The organism is Streptomyces tricolor, assembly GCF_002155905.1.
In the GTDB taxonomy this organism is placed as follows: domain Bacteria; phylum Actinomycetota; class Actinomycetes; order Streptomycetales; family Streptomycetaceae; genus Streptomyces; species Streptomyces tricolor.
This window is the reverse complement of the sequence record NZ_MUMF01000408.1, coordinates 1-17,112: the sequence shown is the minus strand read 5'-3', so window position 1 is coordinate 17,112 and position 17,112 is coordinate 1. Positions and strand designations below refer to the sequence as shown.

General features: G+C 74.3%; 18 protein-coding genes. 7 read left to right on the top strand and 11 right to left on the bottom strand.

All coding sequences use genetic code 11. From position 1 onward, the window contains the following. Positions 1 to 386 precede the first annotated feature (386 nt). Positions 387 to 1,331 carry a LysR family transcriptional regulator gene (locus tag CCN44_RS27430; protein WP_086700429.1) on the top strand — a complete coding sequence of 315 codons (945 nt, stop codon included), beginning with the start codon at positions 387 to 389 and terminating at the stop codon, positions 1,329 to 1,331. Between the two features lie 18 nt (positions 1,332 to 1,349). Here the strand turns inward: CCN44_RS27430 and CCN44_RS27425 are convergent, their stop codons facing one another. Continuing rightward, positions 1,350 to 1,916 carry a GNAT family N-acetyltransferase gene (locus tag CCN44_RS27425; RefSeq protein ID WP_059246724.1) on the bottom strand — a complete coding sequence of 189 codons (567 nt, stop codon included), beginning with the start codon at positions 1,914 to 1,916 and terminating at the stop codon, positions 1,350 to 1,352. Positions 1,917 to 2,008: 92 nt separating this feature from the next. Then, a complete protein-coding gene (locus CCN44_RS27420) occupies positions 2,009 to 2,611 on the bottom strand; it encodes an HD domain-containing protein (protein ID WP_059246725.1) in 603 nt (200 codons plus the stop codon). Between the two features lie 53 nt (positions 2,612 to 2,664). Here CCN44_RS27420 and CCN44_RS27415 point away from each other — a divergent pair, with 53 nt between their 5' ends. Both CCN44_RS27415 and CCN44_RS27410 read left to right on the top strand, forming a co-directional pair. Beyond that, on the top strand, positions 2,665 to 3,297 hold the full coding sequence (locus CCN44_RS27415) for a transmembrane-type terpene cyclase (RefSeq protein ID WP_202430136.1): 633 nt from the start codon (positions 2,665 to 2,667) through the stop codon (positions 3,295 to 3,297). Between the two features lie 159 nt (positions 3,298 to 3,456). Next, positions 3,457 to 3,816: a cupin domain-containing protein gene (locus CCN44_RS27410; protein WP_059246726.1), complete on the top strand. Its 360-nt coding sequence runs from the start codon at positions 3,457 to 3,459 to the stop codon at positions 3,814 to 3,816. Positions 3,817 to 3,966: 150 nt separating this feature from the next. Here CCN44_RS27410 and CCN44_RS27405 read toward each other — a convergent pair whose 3' ends face one another. The 3 genes from CCN44_RS27405 to CCN44_RS27395 all read right to left on the bottom strand — a co-directional run bounded on the left by CCN44_RS27405 (position 3,967) and on the right by CCN44_RS27395 (position 7,210). After that, positions 3,967 to 4,941, bottom strand: coding sequence for a D-cysteine desulfhydrase family protein (locus tag CCN44_RS27405; protein WP_086700426.1), 975 nt, complete (start codon positions 4,939 to 4,941; stop codon positions 3,967 to 3,969). 62 nt (positions 4,942 to 5,003) lie between these two features. After that, entirely contained in the window at positions 5,004 to 6,356 is a 1,353-nt protein-coding gene (locus CCN44_RS27400) for a vWA domain-containing protein (protein WP_086700423.1), read from the bottom strand. Beyond that, a complete protein-coding gene (locus tag CCN44_RS27395) occupies positions 6,353 to 7,210 on the bottom strand; it encodes an AAA family ATPase (protein ID WP_059246729.1) in 858 nt (285 codons plus the stop codon). The genes CCN44_RS27400 and CCN44_RS27395 overlap by 4 nt, the downstream gene beginning before the upstream one ends. A gap of 125 nt (positions 7,211 to 7,335) precedes the next feature. Between CCN44_RS27395 and CCN44_RS27390 the strand changes: the two genes are divergently transcribed. From CCN44_RS27390 to CCN44_RS27375, 4 genes are all read left to right on the top strand, one after another. Next, entirely contained in the window at positions 7,336 to 7,908 is a 573-nt protein-coding gene (locus tag CCN44_RS27390) for a TetR/AcrR family transcriptional regulator (protein WP_086700420.1), read from the top strand. 800 nt (positions 7,909 to 8,708) lie between these two features. Continuing rightward, complete coding sequence (locus tag CCN44_RS27385; RefSeq protein ID WP_059246731.1) at positions 8,709 to 9,389, top strand: ABC transporter permease; 681 nt, start codon at positions 8,709 to 8,711, stop codon at positions 9,387 to 9,389. Continuing rightward, a complete protein-coding gene (locus CCN44_RS27380) occupies positions 9,386 to 10,057 on the top strand; it encodes an ABC transporter permease (protein WP_059246732.1) in 672 nt (223 codons plus the stop codon). Before CCN44_RS27385 ends, CCN44_RS27380 begins: the two co-directional genes overlap by 4 nt. Beyond that, positions 10,054 to 10,995, top strand: coding sequence for an ABC transporter substrate-binding protein (locus CCN44_RS27375; RefSeq protein ID WP_086700432.1), 942 nt, complete (start codon positions 10,054 to 10,056; stop codon positions 10,993 to 10,995). The genes CCN44_RS27380 and CCN44_RS27375 overlap by 4 nt, the downstream gene beginning before the upstream one ends. Before the next feature lie 6 nt (positions 10,996 to 11,001). Here CCN44_RS27375 and CCN44_RS27370 read toward each other — a convergent pair whose 3' ends face one another. From CCN44_RS27370 to CCN44_RS27345, 6 genes are all read right to left on the bottom strand, one after another. Next, positions 11,002 to 12,156 (bottom strand): betaine/proline/choline family ABC transporter ATP-binding protein, encoded by a 1,155-nt coding sequence (locus CCN44_RS27370; RefSeq protein WP_086700417.1) that lies wholly within the window; start codon positions 12,154 to 12,156, stop codon positions 11,002 to 11,004. A 68-nt stretch (positions 12,157 to 12,224) separates the two neighbouring features. Beyond that, positions 12,225 to 13,226 carry a zinc-dependent alcohol dehydrogenase family protein gene (locus tag CCN44_RS27365; protein ID WP_086700414.1) on the bottom strand — a complete coding sequence of 334 codons (1,002 nt, stop codon included), beginning with the start codon at positions 13,224 to 13,226 and terminating at the stop codon, positions 12,225 to 12,227. A gap of 107 nt (positions 13,227 to 13,333) precedes the next feature. Beyond that, positions 13,334 to 13,975, bottom strand: a complete 642-nt coding sequence (locus tag CCN44_RS27360) for a LutC/YkgG family protein (RefSeq protein ID WP_059246735.1) — start codon at positions 13,973 to 13,975, stop codon at positions 13,334 to 13,336. Next, positions 13,972 to 15,450, bottom strand: a complete 1,479-nt coding sequence (locus CCN44_RS27355) for a LutB/LldF family L-lactate oxidation iron-sulfur protein (protein WP_059246736.1) — start codon at positions 15,448 to 15,450, stop codon at positions 13,972 to 13,974. Before CCN44_RS27355 ends, CCN44_RS27360 begins: the two co-directional genes overlap by 4 nt. After that, positions 15,447 to 16,202, bottom strand: a complete 756-nt coding sequence (locus CCN44_RS27350) for a (Fe-S)-binding protein (RefSeq protein WP_086700411.1) — start codon at positions 16,200 to 16,202, stop codon at positions 15,447 to 15,449. The genes CCN44_RS27355 and CCN44_RS27350 overlap by 4 nt, the downstream gene beginning before the upstream one ends. A gap of 72 nt (positions 16,203 to 16,274) precedes the next feature. Beyond that, the coding region (locus tag CCN44_RS27345) for an FGGY-family carbohydrate kinase (RefSeq protein WP_244203973.1) at positions 16,275 to 17,112 on the bottom strand (838 nt) is incomplete at its 5' end.

Here is a 17,112-nt window from a genome sequence, read left to right as displayed (position 1 = left end):
CACCCTGACCGCCCAGGCCGACCCGGCCGGGGTGCGGGTGCCGGCCGGGTCGGCCTGGGCGGTCAGGGTGCCGGTGACGGCCAGGGCCGCGCCTACGGCGGAAACCCCCAGGGCGGTGCGCAGTCGGCGGGTGCGGTGCGGGCGCGGGGCGGGATGTGCGGACATGGGTTCCTTCGGTCGCTCGGGGTCGGACATCTGGTCGAAACGGAGGCCTCCACCCCGACAGACGTCCGACCCCGGGCCAGGTTGCAGGCGGCGGCCGACGAATTCTCCGCGCCGCCGGCACCGGCAGCCGGGCGCTACCCATAGACATCCGGGGCCGACCGCCGTCCACGGCATCGGATCTCCTATGGCTCCGGCGAGCCCCGGGCGGTGATACTCGCACGGTGGAGACCGCTTCCCTCGATCTGAACCTGCTGCGCACCTTCCTCGCCGTGTACCGCTCCGGTTCCTTCACCGGCGCCGCACGCCTGCTCGGACTGTCGCAGCCGACGGTGACGACGCAGATGCGCGCGCTGGAACGGCAGACGGGCCGGGAGCTGTTCGAGCGGCTGCCGCGCGGAGTCGCGCCGACCCCGGTGGCCGACGAGCTGGCGGCCCGGATCGCCGCGCCCCTGGACGAGCTGGCGGCCGTCGCCGGCCCCACCCCGCCGGCCGGTACCGGGGCCGAACCCGTCCATCTGGCCGGACCGGCGGAACTCCTGTGCACCAAGGCCCTGCCGGCCCTCGCGCCGCTGGTCGCCGAGGGCGTACGGCTGCGGGTGGCGACCGGGCTGACCGATCCGCTGCTGGAGGAACTGCGCGCCGGCCGCCACGACCTGGTGATCGCCACCACCCGCCCGCGCGGCCGTACCCTCCAGGCCGTCGCGCTCACCGACGAGGAGTTCGTGCTGGTCGCGGCCCCGGTCTGGGCGGAACGGCTGACGGGGCGCCGGGGCGCGCAGGGGTCCGAGGCCCGACCGGCCGCGGCGCAGGGCGGCTTGGACCCCGCCGTGCTGCACGGCGTCCCGCTCGTCACCTACGCCGAGGACCTGCCGATCGCCCGCCGCTACTGGCGGCACGTCTTCGGCCGGCGCCTGTCCCGGACCGCCGCGGTGACCGTGCCCGACCTGCGCGGAGTCCTCGCCGCCGTGGTCGCGGGCGCCGGGTTCAGCGTGCTGCCCCGCTATCTCTGCCAGGACCTGCTGGACTCCGGCGCGCTCGTCGCGCTGCTGGAACCGGAGGACCCGCCGATCAACACCGGCTTCCTCGTCCAGCGGCCCGGCGCCTCCGACAACCCCGACGTGGCCCGGGTGCGCGCCCTGCTGCTGCGGGCGGCACGCGACTGGTAGCGCGGCGGGCGGCCGGGGTCAGGCCGCGGTGGCTCCGGGGACGGCCGGCCACTCCGGCGCCAGCACCGCCCAGATCTCCTCGTCGTGCCGCTCGCCCCGGTACAGGTGACTCTCCCGCAGCACGGCCTCCTTGCGCATGCCGAGCCGGCGGGCGACCGCGATGCTCGGCGCGTTGCCGGCCGACACCCACCACTCGACGCGGTGGATGCCCCGCTCCCGGATCGCCCAGTCGATGAGCAGGCGCGCCGCCCGCGTCACCAGCCCCCGGCCCACCGCGGCCGGCTCCAGCCAGCAGCCCGCCTCCGCCGTACCCTGCGGCACGTCCATCCGGCGCAGGATCACCGCCCCCACCAGGGTGCCGTCGAGGCGGATCGCCCGGATCAGGCCCGCGTCGGCCGCCTCCTTGGCGGCGTACGCCTCCAGGAACGCCCGGCTGGACGCCAGGTCCGCGACCACGTCCGGGAGTCCGTTGAACCGCCCGATGAACTCCCGGCCCCGGTCGACATGGGCGAGGAACTCCTCGGCCTGCCAGGGCTGGAGCGGGCACAGCTCGGCGCCGTCGGCACCGAGAGAGGTCGCGAACATGGTCACCTTCGGGGGTCGGAGCGGGTCACTCGGCGGGTGGCTCACAGGGGGCGGGTGAGCAGGCGGATCACATGGTGCGGGGGAGCGGATGGTCACTGGGGCCGGGTGAGCGGGTGGGACATCTGGTACGCCAGCCTACGGTCCGCGCCCTCCCCGATGGCCGTGAGGGTCTCGTCCAGTTCCATGAACCACTGCCAGGCCGGCCGACCGTCGGCCCCGGCCAGCCGCGCCACCACCAGGTCCTCCAGCTCCGGGACGCGCTTGTTCTTCCAGACCTTGTCGGCCAGGCTCACCAGCAGGTCCTCCACGCCGATGCCGGGAGCCGTCCAGGAGGCGTGGGTGCCGGCGAACCGGGCGAGTCGGGCCTCCACCCCGTGCGTCAGCAGCAACTCCCGCCCCGCCGCCTCGTGTCGTGCGCCGGGCCCGGACAGCTCGGCCGGGTGCAGGGCCTTGCCGATGTCGTGCGTGGCGGCACCGAACAGCACCGCCTCCGCGTCCGACTCCAGTCGCGGACAGTGCCGTTGCACCCACGCCACGAGCTGGGCGGCGACGTCGTGCACCGCCCTGAGGTGGGCCACCAGCCGGGGCGGCGCGTCGACCCGCGCCAGCAGCGAAGCGGCCCGCTCGGGCAGGGGGCGCAGGGGCGGATCTCCGGTGTCGTCCATCGCGATCGACGGCGTGTCGCTGGCTGTCACCGTGCCAGAGTAATCAGGGACGCGTACCCGACGGCCGGTTGACGGGAGTGGGGATGCAGGCGGTGCACACGGTGTTCCTGCTCGGCACGGGCGTGTTCTGGACGGCGGCCTATGTACTGCTCGTCCGCACGGGACTGCGGGAGCGCACCTACGGGATGCCGGTCGTCGCCTTCGCCACCAACATCAGCTGGGAGTTCATGTTCGCGTTCGTGCGGCCCCCGTCCGGGGTCATGCACGTGGTCGACATCGTCTGGTTCTGCTTCGACCTGGCGATCGGCTACACGGTCGTACGTTACGGCCGGTCCGAATTCCCTTACCTGCCCCGCCGGTTGTACCTGCCCGCGCTCGCCGCGCTGCTCCTTCTCGCCTACCCCGGTATGCAGGTCGCCTCCGAACAGTTCGACGAGGGCGGCGGCACGATCACCGCGTTCGGCAGCAATCTGGCGATGTCCGCCATGTTCCTGGCGATGCTGGCCGCCCGGCGCGGCCCGCGCGGCCAGTCCACGGGCATCGCGCTGGCCAAGCTGCTGGGCACGGCCTGCGCCTCCCTCGCGATGCTCACCACCGCCGACCCGGCACCCCGCCACGACAGCGCCCTCATGCGCTACCTCTACGTCGGCTGCTTCCTGCTCGACCTCGTCTATCTGGCCGCCCTGAGGGCCGTACGCCGGGCGGTCCCTCGCTGACATCGTTGTCCCCTCCCCGTGGATGGCGCGGTGCCGCCGCGAGGCCGACGATGGTGCCGTGGGGTACGGCCGCCGTCGCAGCACCGGCGCCGTCCGAGGCCGCCGGGGACGGTGGGCCGGCCCCGGCCGCGGCCAGCGGCCGGAAGGGAGGACACCGTCATGCTGGAAGTGAAGACGGTCGAGAAGCCGGACGAACGGCGTGACTTTCCCCGCGGCCACCTCGAAGCCCTCCACCTGACCGGGCTCGACTTCGCGGTGGGCACGTTCGAACCGGGGTGGCGCTGGTCGGAGTCCGTGGCGCCGATCGCGGGCACCGAGAGCTGCCAGGTCCACCACAACGGGTACGTGGTCCAGGGACGGCTGCACATCCGCATGGACGACGGCGGCGAGGGCGAGGTCGGCCCGGGCGACGTCTTCGTCTGCCCGCCGGGCCACGACGCCTGGGTGGTCGGTGACGAGCAGGTCGTGGTCCACGACTTCGCCGGGGCGATGGCGAAGGAGTACGCGAAGGGCCAGTGAGCGAGCAGGGCCCGTCCGCCTGTCTCCCCGCCGGCCGCATCGACGTGGCCGGCGGGGAGACACGTCGACGGACCGCGGTCCGGCGGGAAGCGCGGCACCGGCCCGCCGCCCACCGCGTCGTGCGCCCCACCCCTGTATGGGCACAGGCCCTCACCCGTCGAGGACCGTCGCCCCCTCCTCCGCGAACGCGAGCGCGTCCGGATGGCCGAAGAGGCCGGGCAGGCCGCCGGTGTGCAGGAAGACCGTCTTCTCGCCGGGGCGGATACCGCCGTCCCGGACCGCGGCGTGCAGGCCGGCCAGGGCGCGGCCCGTGTAGGTCGGATCCAGGGCCAGGCCCTCGGTGCGCGCGGCCAGCCGGAGAGCCTTGCGGACCGGGCCGGTCAGGGCCGCGTACCCGGCGCCCACCTGGTCCCGGCGGATCCGCAGCCCCTCCGGTGCGACCTCCTCCGTGGTGAGCGGGGTGGCGAACTCGGCGACCGCGGCGGCCGGGTCGGCCAGCGCGCCCACGTCGACGCCCAGCACCGACGCGCTGCCCAGGGCCGCGACCAGCCCGGCCATCGTGCCGCCCGAGCCGAGCGCCACCACCGCCGTCCGCAGGTCCGGCAACTGCTCACGCAGTTCCGCACCGCAGCGCAGGTAGCCGCGTGCGCCCAGGATGCTCGAACCGCCGAACGGGATCAGCGCCGGACGGGAACCGCCGGCCCGCAGGCGCGCGCAGACCTCGGCCGCCGCCGCGTCGAGCCCGGCCTGGTCCACCGCCCCGGCCCAGGCGAGCCGGGCCCCGAACAGGCCGTCCAGCGCCAGGTTCCCGGAGCGTGAGGCGCCCGGGGCGCCGCGCAGCACGAGGACGACCCGAAGGCCGAGCCGGGCGCCCGCGGCGGCGGTCAGCCGGGCGTGGTTGCTCTGCGGGGCACCGGTGGTCACCAGGGTGTCCGCGCCCTCGGCGAGGGCCGCGCCCACCGCCCACTCCAGCTTCCGGATCTTGTTCCCGCCACCGCCCAGGCCGGTCAGGTCGTCCCGTTTCACCCAGAGGTCGTCCGGTCCGAGCCCGAGCGCGGCGGCCAGCCGGGGCGCCGGTTCCAGCGGGGTGGGGAAGGTGCCCAGCGGCACGGGCGGGTGGATCATGGCGACGTCCTCGCTGTCGGGGTCGGCGTGGGGGCCAGTGGATCACGGACCGGCGCCCGGCGTCACACCGGCAGCAGGCCGGCGATCAGCCCGCTGAGCTGCCGGGCTGTGCGGCACTCGTGCATCTCGACCAGCTCGGCGTACGCGGGCGCGGCCGAGTCGCCGGTGCCCCACCGGTCGCGCGGCTCGGGGTTCAGCCAGTACACGCGCCGCGCCCGCCGGGCCAGTTCGCGTACGGCGGGCAGGTTCGGGTCGCTCAGGTTGGTCCGGGCGTCGCCGAGCACGAACACCGTCGTCCGCGGGCCCACCGCGGCGCCGTACCGCTCGGCGAACTCGCCCAGCGCCATGCCGTAGTCGCTGCTGCCGTGCCAGCCGGTGAGCGTGGCCTCGGCGCGGATCCGGGCGCCGAGGCCGTCGGGGTCGGCGCGGCCGTGGTCGAGCAGGCCGGTGACCTCGTCCAGCCGGTTGACGAAGGCGAACACGCGGACCTTGCCGAACTGGTCGTGCAGGGCCTGCACGAGGAGCATGGTGAAGTCGGAGAAGCCGGACACCGAGCCGGACACGTCGCAGAGCAGCACCAGTTCGGGGCGGACCGGGCGGCGCCGGCGCAGCACCGGCCGCATCGGTACGCCGCCCGTGGACAGCGAGGAGCGCAGGGTGCGGCGCAGGTCGATCGTGCCGCGCGCGGCCCGGCGGCGGCGGGCGGCGAGCCGGGTGGCCAGCTTGCGGGCCAGCGGCTGAACGGCCCGGCGCAGTTCGGCGAGCTGCTCGCGGTTCGCGTACAGGAAGTCGACCCGGTCGGCGGTGGGCCGGACGGCCCGCCGCGCGATCTCGTCCCGCCCGCGCCGCTCCGCGACCCGGCGCCGGGCCTCCGCCCCGACCATCCGCCGGAACTCCTCGATGCGGCGCCGGATCTCGTCGTCCAGCAGCCGGTCCGCGAAACCCCCGCCGTCACCGCCCCCGCCCCGTACCTCGGCCCGCACCCGGGCCAGCAGGGTCTGCGGGCGCAGCCGCTCCAGGGTCTGGTACGCCGAGAAGCCGTCCGAGCCCGGTGCACCGCCGTACCCGCCCAGGCCGTCGACCGCCTCCGCCGCCAGCCGGGCCAGCAGCGCCCGGTCGTCGGCGGCCAGCGCGTCCGCGAGCCGGTCGCGCAGGGTCTCCCGGTCCCGGGGAGCGTCCTCCGGGCCGCCGACCCCGCGCGGGAAGTACAGGTCGAAGACCGAGTCGAACAGGGCGCGTTGGCCGGGGCCGTGGAGCAGCGTCGCGGCCAGGCCCTCGCGCAGCCGCTCCCGGTCCGCGAGCCCCAGCGCCGCCACCGCGCGGGCCGCGTCCACGGTCTCCCCGGTGCCGATCCGCACCCCGTGCGCGCGCAGCGCCGCGGCCAGGCCGGTGATCCGGTCGGCGACGGCGGTCACAGCGCGTCCAGGTCGAGCTTGGCCGCCGCCTTCTGGATGTCGTCCTGGTGCTTGAGGATCACCCCGAGGGTGTCCCGTACGACGGTCTCGTCCAGCGTGCCGGCGCCCAGGGCCAGCAGGGTGCGCGCCCAGTCGACGGTCTCGGCGACGGACGGCGCCTTGCGCAGGTCCATCGCGCGCAGCGCCCCGACCACCCGGACCACCGACTCGGTCAGCGCGTCGCCGAGGCCGGGCACCTTCAGCCGTACGATCCGCCGCTCCAGCTCCTCCTCGGGGAAGCCGATGTGCAGGAACAGGCAGCGGCGGCGCAGCGCCTCGGACAGCTCGCGGCCGGCGTTGGAGGTGAGGACGACGAACGGGCGGCGGGTCGCGGTGACGGTGCCCAGCTCCGGCACCGTGACCTGGAAGTCGCTGAGCACCTCCAGCAGCAGCCCCTCCATCTCGACGTCGGCCTTGTCCGTCTCGTCGATGAGCAGCACCGTCGGCTCGTCGCCGCGGATGGCGGTCAGCAGCGGGCGGGGGAGGAGGAACTCCTCGCTGAAGATGTCGGTGCGGGTCTCGTCCCAGCTCTCGCCGCGGCCCGCGCTGATGCGCAGCAGCTGCTTGGCGTGGTTCCACTCGTACAGGGCCCGGGACTCGTCCACGCCCTCGTAGCACTGGAGCCGGACCAGCCGGGCGCCGGCCACCTGGGCGACGGCCTTGGCCAGTTCGGTCTTGCCGACCCCGGCGGGACCCTCCACCAGCAGCGGCTTGCCGAGCCGGGCGGCGAGGAAGACGGTCGTGGCGACGGCGGGCGAGGCGAGATAGCCGGTCTCGGCGAGGCGGGCGGAGACGTCGTCGACGGACGTGAACAACGGGGCCTCCGGCGGGTCGGGGACAGCGTCCGGTGAGATCGTGATCCGTTTCCTATCTAAGCGCTTGTTCAGCTTGGGCGCCATGGAATACACCGATCGGTTTCGCCGCGCGGTAACCTCGTGGTATGGCCAGTACAGACAAGGCGTCCCCCTGCGACCGGCTGCTCGACGCCGCCGCGCGGCTCTCCTACCGGGACGGCGTGTCCATCGGCGTCGAGACGCTGTGCCGGGAGGCGGGTGTCTCCAAGCGGTCGATGTACCAGCTCTTCGACAGCAAGGACCAGATGCTGGCCGCGAGCCTGGAGCGGCGGGTCGCGCGGTACCAGGCCCGCTTGGCGCACCCCGACCCCGACGCCGCGACCCCGCGCGAGCGCATCCTGTACGTCTTCGAGCAGCTGGAGAAGGGCTCCGTGGACCCCGACTACCACGGCTGCCCCTACCTGGCCGTGCTGGTCGAGCTGAAGGATCCCGAGCACCCGGCGAGCGCCGTCGCCCGCGGGGTCAAGCAGACCCTGAAGGAGGCCTTCCGCACGGAGGCGGAGCGGGGCGGCGCCCGCGACCCCGAGCTGCTCGCCCGCCAGCTCCTCCTGATCTTCGACGGCGCCAGCGCCCGCGCCGGCGCCCGGGTGGAACGCCTGGACGACGGACTCGCCACGGCGACGGCGACGGCACTGCTGGACGCGGCGGGGCTGGCCTAGCGGCCCGCGCTTCCCGGCGGCCACCCAGGGCCATGGGTCCTATGCGGGGCCGTGCGTCGTGAGCTGGCCACCTAGCGCCTCAGGTCCCTTGCGGATCACTGTCCTGAGCGGGCCACCCAGCGTCTCACGTCCCTTGCGGGTCACTGTCCTGAGCGGGCCACCCAGCGTCTCACGTCCCTTGCGGATCACTGTCCTGAGCGGGCCACCCAGCGTCTCACGTCCCTTGCGGGTCACTGTCCTGAGCGGGCCACCCAGCGTCTCACGTCCCTTGCGGGTCACTGTCCTGAGCGGGCCACCCAGCGTCTCACGTCCCTTGCGGGTCACTGTCCTGAGCGGGCCACCCAGCGTCTCACGTCCCTTGCGGGTCACTGTCCTGAGCGGGCCACCTAACGCTTCACGTCCCTTTGCGGATCACCGGGCGCGTCGGGGCCCTTGCGGGTCATCGGCTGCCTCGGGTGCCTTCCGGGCCACCGGGTGCCGGGTGCTTCCCGGATGATCGGGTGACCCGTGCCGTTGCGGGCGGCCGGGCGTCCTCCGCATGCCGTACGGGCTACCGAGTGTCGGGTGCCCCCTTACGGGTCATCGGGCGCCCCGTGCCGTTGCGGGCGGCCGGGCGGCCGGACCTTCGCCGCGGGCCTTGCGGGTCATCGAGTGCCGGGTGCCTCTTTACGGGGCATCGGCCGGCCCCTCGCGGCCCCCACGGGGCACAGAGCGCCAGGTGTCCCCTGCGGGTCGTCGCGCGCCCCCTTACGGGTCACCACAACGCGCCGAGGACCCCGTCCGCCCGGTCCAATGGAGCCGTGACCGCGCCCCCGGACGACTGCCTCGCGCGCAACGAATGGATCTGCGGTGCCTATCTGAGCAGCCGCCGCCAGATCCTGCTCGACGCGCTCGTCCAGCACGTCCAGCTGACCTTCCTGTCGGTCCTGATCGGCCTGGTCGTCGCGGTGCCGCTGGCGGTGCTGGCCCGCCGCTGGAGCTGGGCGGCCGGCCCGGTGCTCGCCGTCACGACGGTCCTCTACACCATCCCCTCGCTGGCCATGTTCTCCCTGCTCCTGCCCCTGTACGGCCTCTCGGCCGGCCTGGTCGTCGCCGGGCTGGTGCTGTACTCGCTCACCCTGCTCGTCCGGAACATCCTCGCGGGCCTGCGCGCGGTCCCGGAGGAGACCCGGCAGGCGGCCCGCGGCCTCGGCTACGGCCCCGTCCGCCTGCTCCTCACCGTCGAGCTGCCCCTCGCCCTGCCCGCCGCGATGGCCGGCCTGCGCATCGCGACCGTCTCGGCGGTCTCCCTGGTGACCGTCGGCGCCATCGTCGGCTTCGGCGGCCTCGGCAACCTCATCTACGCGGGCATGAACACCTACTTCAAGGCCCAGGTGCTCACCGCGTCCGTGCTGTGCGTGCTGATCGCCGTCGCCGCCGACCTGCTCCTGCTGGGCGCGCAGCGGCTGATCACCCCCTGGACGCGGGCGGCCCGCGCATGAGCACCCTCGCCGCCGCCTGGGACTGGCTCGCCGACCCCGCGCACTGGTCGGGCGACGACGGCATCCGGCACCGGCTGCTCCAGCACCTGGTGCTCACCGTCGTCTGCCTGCTCCTGAGCTGTCTGATCGCCCTGCCCGTCGCCCTCGTCCTCGGTCACCTCGGCAAGGGCGGCGCGCTCGCCGTGAACCTCTCCAACATCGGCCGGGCCGTCCCCACCTTCGCCGTCCTGGTCCTGCTGCTGTTGACCCCGGTCGGACGGTGGGGCGAGGGGCCGACGGTGGTCGCTCTGGTGCTGTTCGCCGTACCGCCGCTGCTCACCAACGCCTACGTGGGGATGCGCGAGGTCGACCGCGGTGTCGTCCGGGCCGCCCGGGGCATGGGGATGACCGGCCGGCAGCTGCTGTTCCGCGTGGAACTGCCCCTGTCGCTGCCGCTGCTGCTCAACGGGGTGCGGATCGCCGCCGTCCAGCTCGTCGCCACGGCCACCCTCGCCGCGCTCGCGGGCGGCGGCGGCCTCGGCCGGATCATCACGGCCGGGTTCAACCTCGCCAGCACACCCCAGGTGGTCGCGGGCGCGCTGCTCGTCGCCGGGTTCGCCCTCGTCGTCGAAGGGGTCTTCGAGACCGCCGAGCGGCTGGCACCGGCATGGGCCCGGGGCGGCCGATGAAGGGCCGTACGGCGCTGGCCGCGCTCACGCTCCTCGCGCTGGGCGGCTGCGCCACCGGCCCGTCCCTGGAGAACCGCGGCCAGGTCACCGCACCGCCCGGCGACAGCCGCACCCTGACCGTCGGCTCGGCCGGCTTCACCGAGAGCGACCTGCTCGCCCAGATGTACGCCCTGCTGCTGAACCAGGCCGGCCACCGGACGTCCCTCCTCACGGTCGCCAACCGGGAGCTGTACGAACCGGCCCTGGAGTCCGGCCAGATCGACGTCGTCCCCGAGTACGCGGCCACCTTCGCAGACTGGCTCAACGCGAAGACCCACGGTGCGGACGCGAAGGCGGTCGGCTCGCCCGACCTCGGCGCCACGATGCGCGCGCTGCGGGCCCTCGCCGCCCCCCGCGGCCTCACCGTCCTGCCGCCCGGCCGGGCCGTCGACCAGAACGCCTTCGCGGTGACCGCCGCCTACGCCCGCCGGCACCGCCTGAAGACCCTCAGCGACCTCGGCGCCTCCGGACTGAAGGTACGGCTCGCGGCGGGCGACGAATGCGTGCGACGGCCGTACTGCGCCCCGGGACTGCGGAAGGTGTACGGCATCGACATCACCGGCGTCGACCCCAAGGGCGTCGGCACCACCCAGGCCAAGCGGGCCGTGCAGGAGGGCCGGGACCAGATGGTCCTGACCACCACCACCGACGCCACCCTCGACTCGTTCGGCCTGGTCCTGCTCGCCGACGACAAGCGGCTGCAGAACGCCGACCACGTCGTCCCGGTCGTCAACCGCGCCCGGGCGGGCGGCCCCGGTGTGGCGAAGGCCCTCGGCAGACTCAACGACGTCCTCACCACCGGCGACCTGGCCGCCATGAACCGGCAGGTGGACAGCTGGCGCCGGCTGCCGGCCGACGTCGCCCGCGCCTACCTCAAGGACAAGGGCCTGCTGAAATGACCCCGGTCAGGCGTCCGCCACCGAGTCGAACGGCACCTGACCCCGGGTCACCCCGCGCGCGTCCGCGTCCACCGAGCGGCGCAGCGCCTCGTGCAGCTTCGCCGGGGTCAGGACACCGAGGAACCGCGCCCCGTCGAGCACCGCGACCCACCCGGCGTCGTACTGGAGCATCACCCCGAACGCCTGCTTCAGCGGTGCGCCGACCGGCACCCAGGCGGTCATCCGGTGGGTGCGGTCGCCGACCGTGCCGCCCGCCGCCAGCTCCTCGACGCCGACCCAGCCGCGCAGGTCACCGCCCGGGTCCAGGACCACCGCCCAGCGGGCGCCCTCGGCCCGCAGCCGCTCCAGCGCCCGGCGCGCGGACTCGTCCGGGCGGGCCACCGGCGGCTGTTCCAGGTCGTCCGGCTCGATCGCGGTGACCGACAGCCGCTTCAGCCCGCGGTCGGCGCCCACGAAACCGGCGACGTACGGTGTCGCGGGCGCCCCGAGCACCGCGCCCGGTGTGTCGAACTGCTCGATGCGGCCCTGCCCGTACACGGCGATGCGGTCGCCGAGCCGGACGGCCTCCTCGATGTCGTGCGTGACCAGCAGCACCGTCTTGCGCACCGCGGCCTGCATACGCAGGAACTCGTCCTGCAACTGCTCGCGCACCACCGGGTCGACCGCGCCGAACGGCTCGTCCATCAGCAGCACCGGCGGATCGGCGGCCAGCGCCCGCGCCACCCCGACCCGCTGCCGCTGCCCGCCGGACAGCTGCTCCGGGTAGCGCGGCCCGTACGTCGCCGGGTCGAGACCCACCAGGTCCAGCAGCTCGGCCGCCCGCGCCCGCGCCTTCGCCCGCTTCCAGCCGAGCAGGGCCGGCACGGTCGCGGTGTTGTCGAGGACGGTGCGGTGCGGGAAGAGGCCCACCTGCTGGATGACGTACCCGATCCGGCGGCGCAGCCGGACCGGGTCGACGCCGGCGATGTCCTCGCCGCCGACGAGGATGCGGCCGGAGGTCGGCTCGATGAGCCGGTTCACCATCATCATGGTGGTCGTCTTGCCGCACCCGGACGGTCCCACGAGCGTGACCAGTTCCCCCTCGGACACCTCGAAGGAGAGGTCGTCCACCGCCGTCGTACCGTCCGGATACCGCTTGGTGACCTGCTCGAACCGGATCATTCCCTCACGCTACGGCAGCGGGCGGCGGGCCTCATCCCGCCGTGCCCCGACCGGCGGACGCCGGGGCGTCACCGCCCGACCGTCAGCACGATCTTGCCGTACTGCGTGCCCTCCTCCATGTACCGGTGGGCCTGGACGACGTCCGCCAGCGGGAAAGTGCGGTCGACCACCGGGCGCAGGGCGCCGGTGCGCAGGCCCGAGTCGACGAAGGCGACGGCACGCCGCATCCGCTCGGGGACCGCCAGGACCTCGCGGGTCACGGTGTAGGTGCGCATGTTCAGCGCGGGCATGCCGAGGTCGAATCCGGGGAACGGAGTGGGCTCGCCGCTCTGCATCCCCCACAGCAGCAGCGTCCCGCCGGGGGCCACCGCCCGGGCCAGCTCCCGCACTCCCGGTCCGGCGACGGCGTCGAAGACGTGCTCGGCGCCCCGGCCGCCGGTCAGCTCCAGCACCCTCCCGGCCACGTCCTCCTCGGCGGAGACGATCACCTCGGCGGCGCCGTCGTCCAGCAGACGCTGCCGCTTGGCGCGGGTCCGGGTGACGGCGACGGGCGTGGCGCCGAGCCGGTTCGCCGTCTGAATGGCGGCCAGACCGAGACTGCTGGAGGCCGCGTTCACCACGGCCACGTCGCCGGCCCGGACCCCGGTGACCTCCACCAGTGCCCCGTACGCCGTCAGGTACGGCATCCACACCGCCGCCCCGCTGACCGGGTCCACCTCGGGGGAGCGGGGGAGCAGCGCGGACGCGGGGACGAGCGCGCGTTCGGCGTACACGCCGTAGTCGTTGGGGGAGAAGCCCGGTACGACACTGACCGGCTGCCCGGGCGCGAACCCGGCCACCTCGGGGCCGACGGCCTCCACCACGCCCGCCGCCTCGGTGCCGAGCCGGGCCGGGAACTGCTTGACCGGTTCGATGTACCGTCCGCTGCGGAACAGCCCGTCGGCCCGGTTCACGCCGATCGCCTCGATGCGCAGCAGCACCTCGCCGGGACCCGGCTCACCCGGCTCCAGATCCTCCAGCAGCAGCACCTCGGGCCCGCCGGTCTGGTGGAACCGTACCGTCGTCGCCATGCCAACTCCCCCTTGTCGTCAGTGGTGTTCGCGGACCACTCTGCGACAAAGTTCGATGACTGTCAAACTACGATGATTCTCGTACCAACTGTGCCGGGGAAGGAGGCTCAGCCGAGCAGGATCACCTCCAGGGTGCGGGGCCCGTGCACGCCCTCCACCCGGTCCAGTTCGATGTCGCTGGTGGCCGACGGACCCGAGATCCAGGTCGACGGGCGGGCCGGATCGAGGCGTTCCAGGGCCTGCGGGACCGAGGAGACGACCTGGTCCGGGACGCGGACGACGCAGATGTGGTGGTCCGGGACGAGCGAGATGCGGCGCCGGCCCTGATCCGGGGAGCCGTCCAGGACGATCGTGCCGGTCTCGGCGATCGCCACCGCGCACCCCGTCACCACGCTGCCGACCCGGTCCAGCCGCTGCGCGGTGTCCGCCGCCCGGTCGTGGACCCGCACGGGACCGGCCGCGGCCAGCCACTGAGGCGGCAGCCCGGCAGGCACCAGCACCTCCCGGGAGCCGCGCTCGGCCAGCAGCCGCGTGATCAGCAGCGGCAGCTCCGCCGCGTCGGCGCGGTGCACGACCGCACGGTAGTCCGCCAGGTTCTCCGCCAGCAGCTCCACCGTCTGCGCCACGGACCGCTCCCCGTGCTCGCGCAGATACTCCCGGGGCACCGCCTCCGCGTACGGCCGGTCGTCCGGCGTGACGTCCGCGAGGGCGCGCCGCACCCGGCCGAGGATCCGCTCCCTGCTGCTCACCGGACGCCGTCCTTTCCGCCGCGCGTGCGCTGCCACCAGTCCCGGAAGGGCTCCGCCGGTACGGCCGGCAGGTCCCGCGTGTCGCTCCAGGCCCGGCCGGGGCCGGGCAGGGTACGGGGGTGCAGCCGGCGCGTCCGGGAGGCCAGCCGCTGACCCGCGCGCAGGGCGCCCGGGCGGCTGAACGCCCAGCGCGCCGCCCGCATCGCCGCCCGCTCGGCCGCGTGCCCCCTGGCCGGCCGGAGCACCACCTTGTTGCCCTGCCGGACCGCCGGACCGCCCTGCACCACCCGCTCGCGCAGGTGCACCAGCACCTCGGGGATGTCGATGGCGACCGGGCACACCTCGTAGCAGGCCCCGCACAGGCTCGACGCGTACGGCAGGGAGGCGTCGATCTCGCTGGCCGTGCCCCGGAGCTGGGGACTGAGGATGGCGCCGATGGGGCCCGGGTAGACCGAGCCGTAGGCGTGTCCGCCGGCCCGTTCGTACACCGGGCACACGTTCAGGCAGGCGGAGCAGCGGATGCAGCGCAGGGCCTGCCGGCCGACCCGGTCGGCGAGGGTGTCGGTGCGGCCGTTGTCCAGCAGCACCAGGTGGAAGGCGCGCGGGCCGTCGCCGTCCGTCGTACCCGTCCACATGCTGGTGTACGGGTTCATCCGCTCGGCGGTGGAGGAGCGGGGGAGGGTCTGGAGGAAGACCTCCAGGTCGCGCCAGGTGGGTACGACCTTCTCGATGCCGACGACCGAGATGAGGGTCTCCGGCAGGGTCAGGCACATCCGGCCGTTGCCCTCGGACTCCACCACGACCAGCGTGCCGGTCTCGGCCACCATGAAGTTGGCGCCGGAGATGCCGACCTTGGCCCGCAGGAACTTCTCCCGCAGGTGCAGCCGGGCCGCCTCGGCGAGGTCGGCGGGCCTGTCGGTCAGGTCCTCCGGGGCCGGGCGGCCCCACGCGCCCATCTCGGAGCGGAAGATGTCCCGGATCTCGCCCCGGTTGCGGTGGATGGCCGGGACCAGGATGTGCGAGGGACGGTCCTCGCCCAGCTGGACGATCAGCTCCGCGAGATCGGTCTCGTAGGCGCGAATGCCCTCCGCGGCGAGGGCTTCGTTGAGGCCGATCTCCTGTGTGGCCATCGACTTGACCTTCACGACCTCCGACTCGCCGGTCTCCCGGACCAGCCGGGCGACGATCCGGTTGGCCTCGTCCGCGTCGACGGCCCAGTGGACCGTACCGCCGGCCGCGGTGACCGACTCCTCCAACTGCTCCAGATACCGGTCGAGATGGCGCAGCGTGTGGTCCTTGATCCGCCTGCCCGCCTCGCGCAGCGCCGCCCAGTCGGACAACTCGCCCACCGCCCTGGCACGTTTGGCCCGGATGGTGTGGGTGGCGTGCCGCAGATTGCCGCGCAGGACGGGATTGCGGACGGCGTCGTGCGCGGCCCGCGGAAAGGCCGGCATGCCGAGATACGTTCCGGTCATGCCGTCGGTTCCTCCTCCGTGCTCGCCAGGATCTCCGCGATGTGCACCGGCCGCATGCCCGTCCGCAGCCGGCTCATGGTGCCGCCGATGTGCATCAGGCAGGAGTTGTCGGCCGCGCACAGCACCTCCGCGCCCGTCGACTCGGCGTTGCGCACCTTGTCCGCGCCCATCGCCGCCGACACCTCGGCGTTCTTCAGCGCGAAGGTGCCGCCGAACCCGCAGCACTCCTCGGCGCCCGGCAGCTCGACCAGCTCCAGCCCCTTGACGGCCCGGAGCAGCCGGCGCGGCCGGTCGCCGAGCCCCAGGCCGCGCAGCCCGTGGCAGGTCGGATGGTAGGTGACCGTGTGCGGGTAGTAGGCGCCGACGTCCGTCACGCCGAGCACGTCCACCAGGAACTCGGTCAGCTCGTACGTCTTCGGCACCACCGGCGCCAGCGTCCGCGCCAGCCCGTCCCCGCGCCCCTCGTCCCGGGCCCGCTCGCCCAGCCGCGGATACAGCTCCCGCACCATCGCCCCGCACGACCCCGAGGGCGTCACGATCGCCTCGTACTCGCGGAAGACATCGGAGAAGTGCCGGGCCAGCGGCTCGGCCTCGTGCCGGTAGCCGGTGTTGTAGTGCGCCTGCCCGCAGCAGCTCTGGCCGCTCGGGAAGTCGACCTCGACACCCAGTCTGGTCAGCAGCTTCACCACGGCACGCCCGGTGTCCGGATACAGCGTGTCGTTGACACAGGTCAGGAACAGGGCGACACGCATCGCGGCTCCTCGGTGTCGATCATCGGACGAGTGCAGGGTAGTCGGCGGGCCTTGCCGAGGGGAGGCCGCGGCTCACCGCGTGCCGAGCCGGTCCTCGGCCGCCCGCCACCGCCCGGTGTCGCCGCGGGGCGTGTACCGGGTGAGCGGCTGGGTCCGGGTCAGCAGCCGGCGCAGGGCGGCGAGGTCGCCGACGAGTCCGTGCGCGCGGGCCTGCACGAGGACGTTGCCGAGGGCCGCCGCCTCGGTCGCACCGGCCACCACCGGCAGACCGCAGGCGTCCGCCGTCAGCTGGCACAGCAGCGCGTTGCGGGTCCCGCCGCCGACCAGGTGCACCACGTCCACCGGGTGGTCGGCCAGGCGCTGCGCCGCCAGCACGGCCCGTCGGTGGGCGAGGGCCAGCGAGTCGAGGATGCACCGGGTGATCTCCGCCCGTGTCCCGGGCACCGGCTGTCCCGACGTCCGGCACGCCTGGGCGATCCGCTCCGGCATCCGCCCCGGCGTCAGGAACGCCCCGTCCCCGGCGTCGACCACCGAGCGCAGCGTCGGCACGGTGGCCGCCTGACGCAGCAGCGCCCCCAGATCCGGCTCGCCCCAGGCGCGCACGCACTCCTGGAGCAGCCACAGCCCCATGATGTTGCGCAGATAGCGGACGGTGCCGTCGAGCCCCAGCTCGTTGGTGAAGTTCGCCGCCCGGCTCTCGTCGGTGAGCACCGGAGCGGGCAGTTCCAGGCCGGCCAGGGACCAGGTGCCGGTGCAGATGTAGGCGAAGCGCTCACCGGCCGCCGCCGGGACGGCGGCCACCGCCGACGCCGTGTCGTGCGACCCGACCGCCGTGACCGGCACCGGACCGGACAGGCCCGTCTCCGCCAGCACCTCCGGCCGCAGCGTGCCGGCCGGAGGTGCTGGCGGA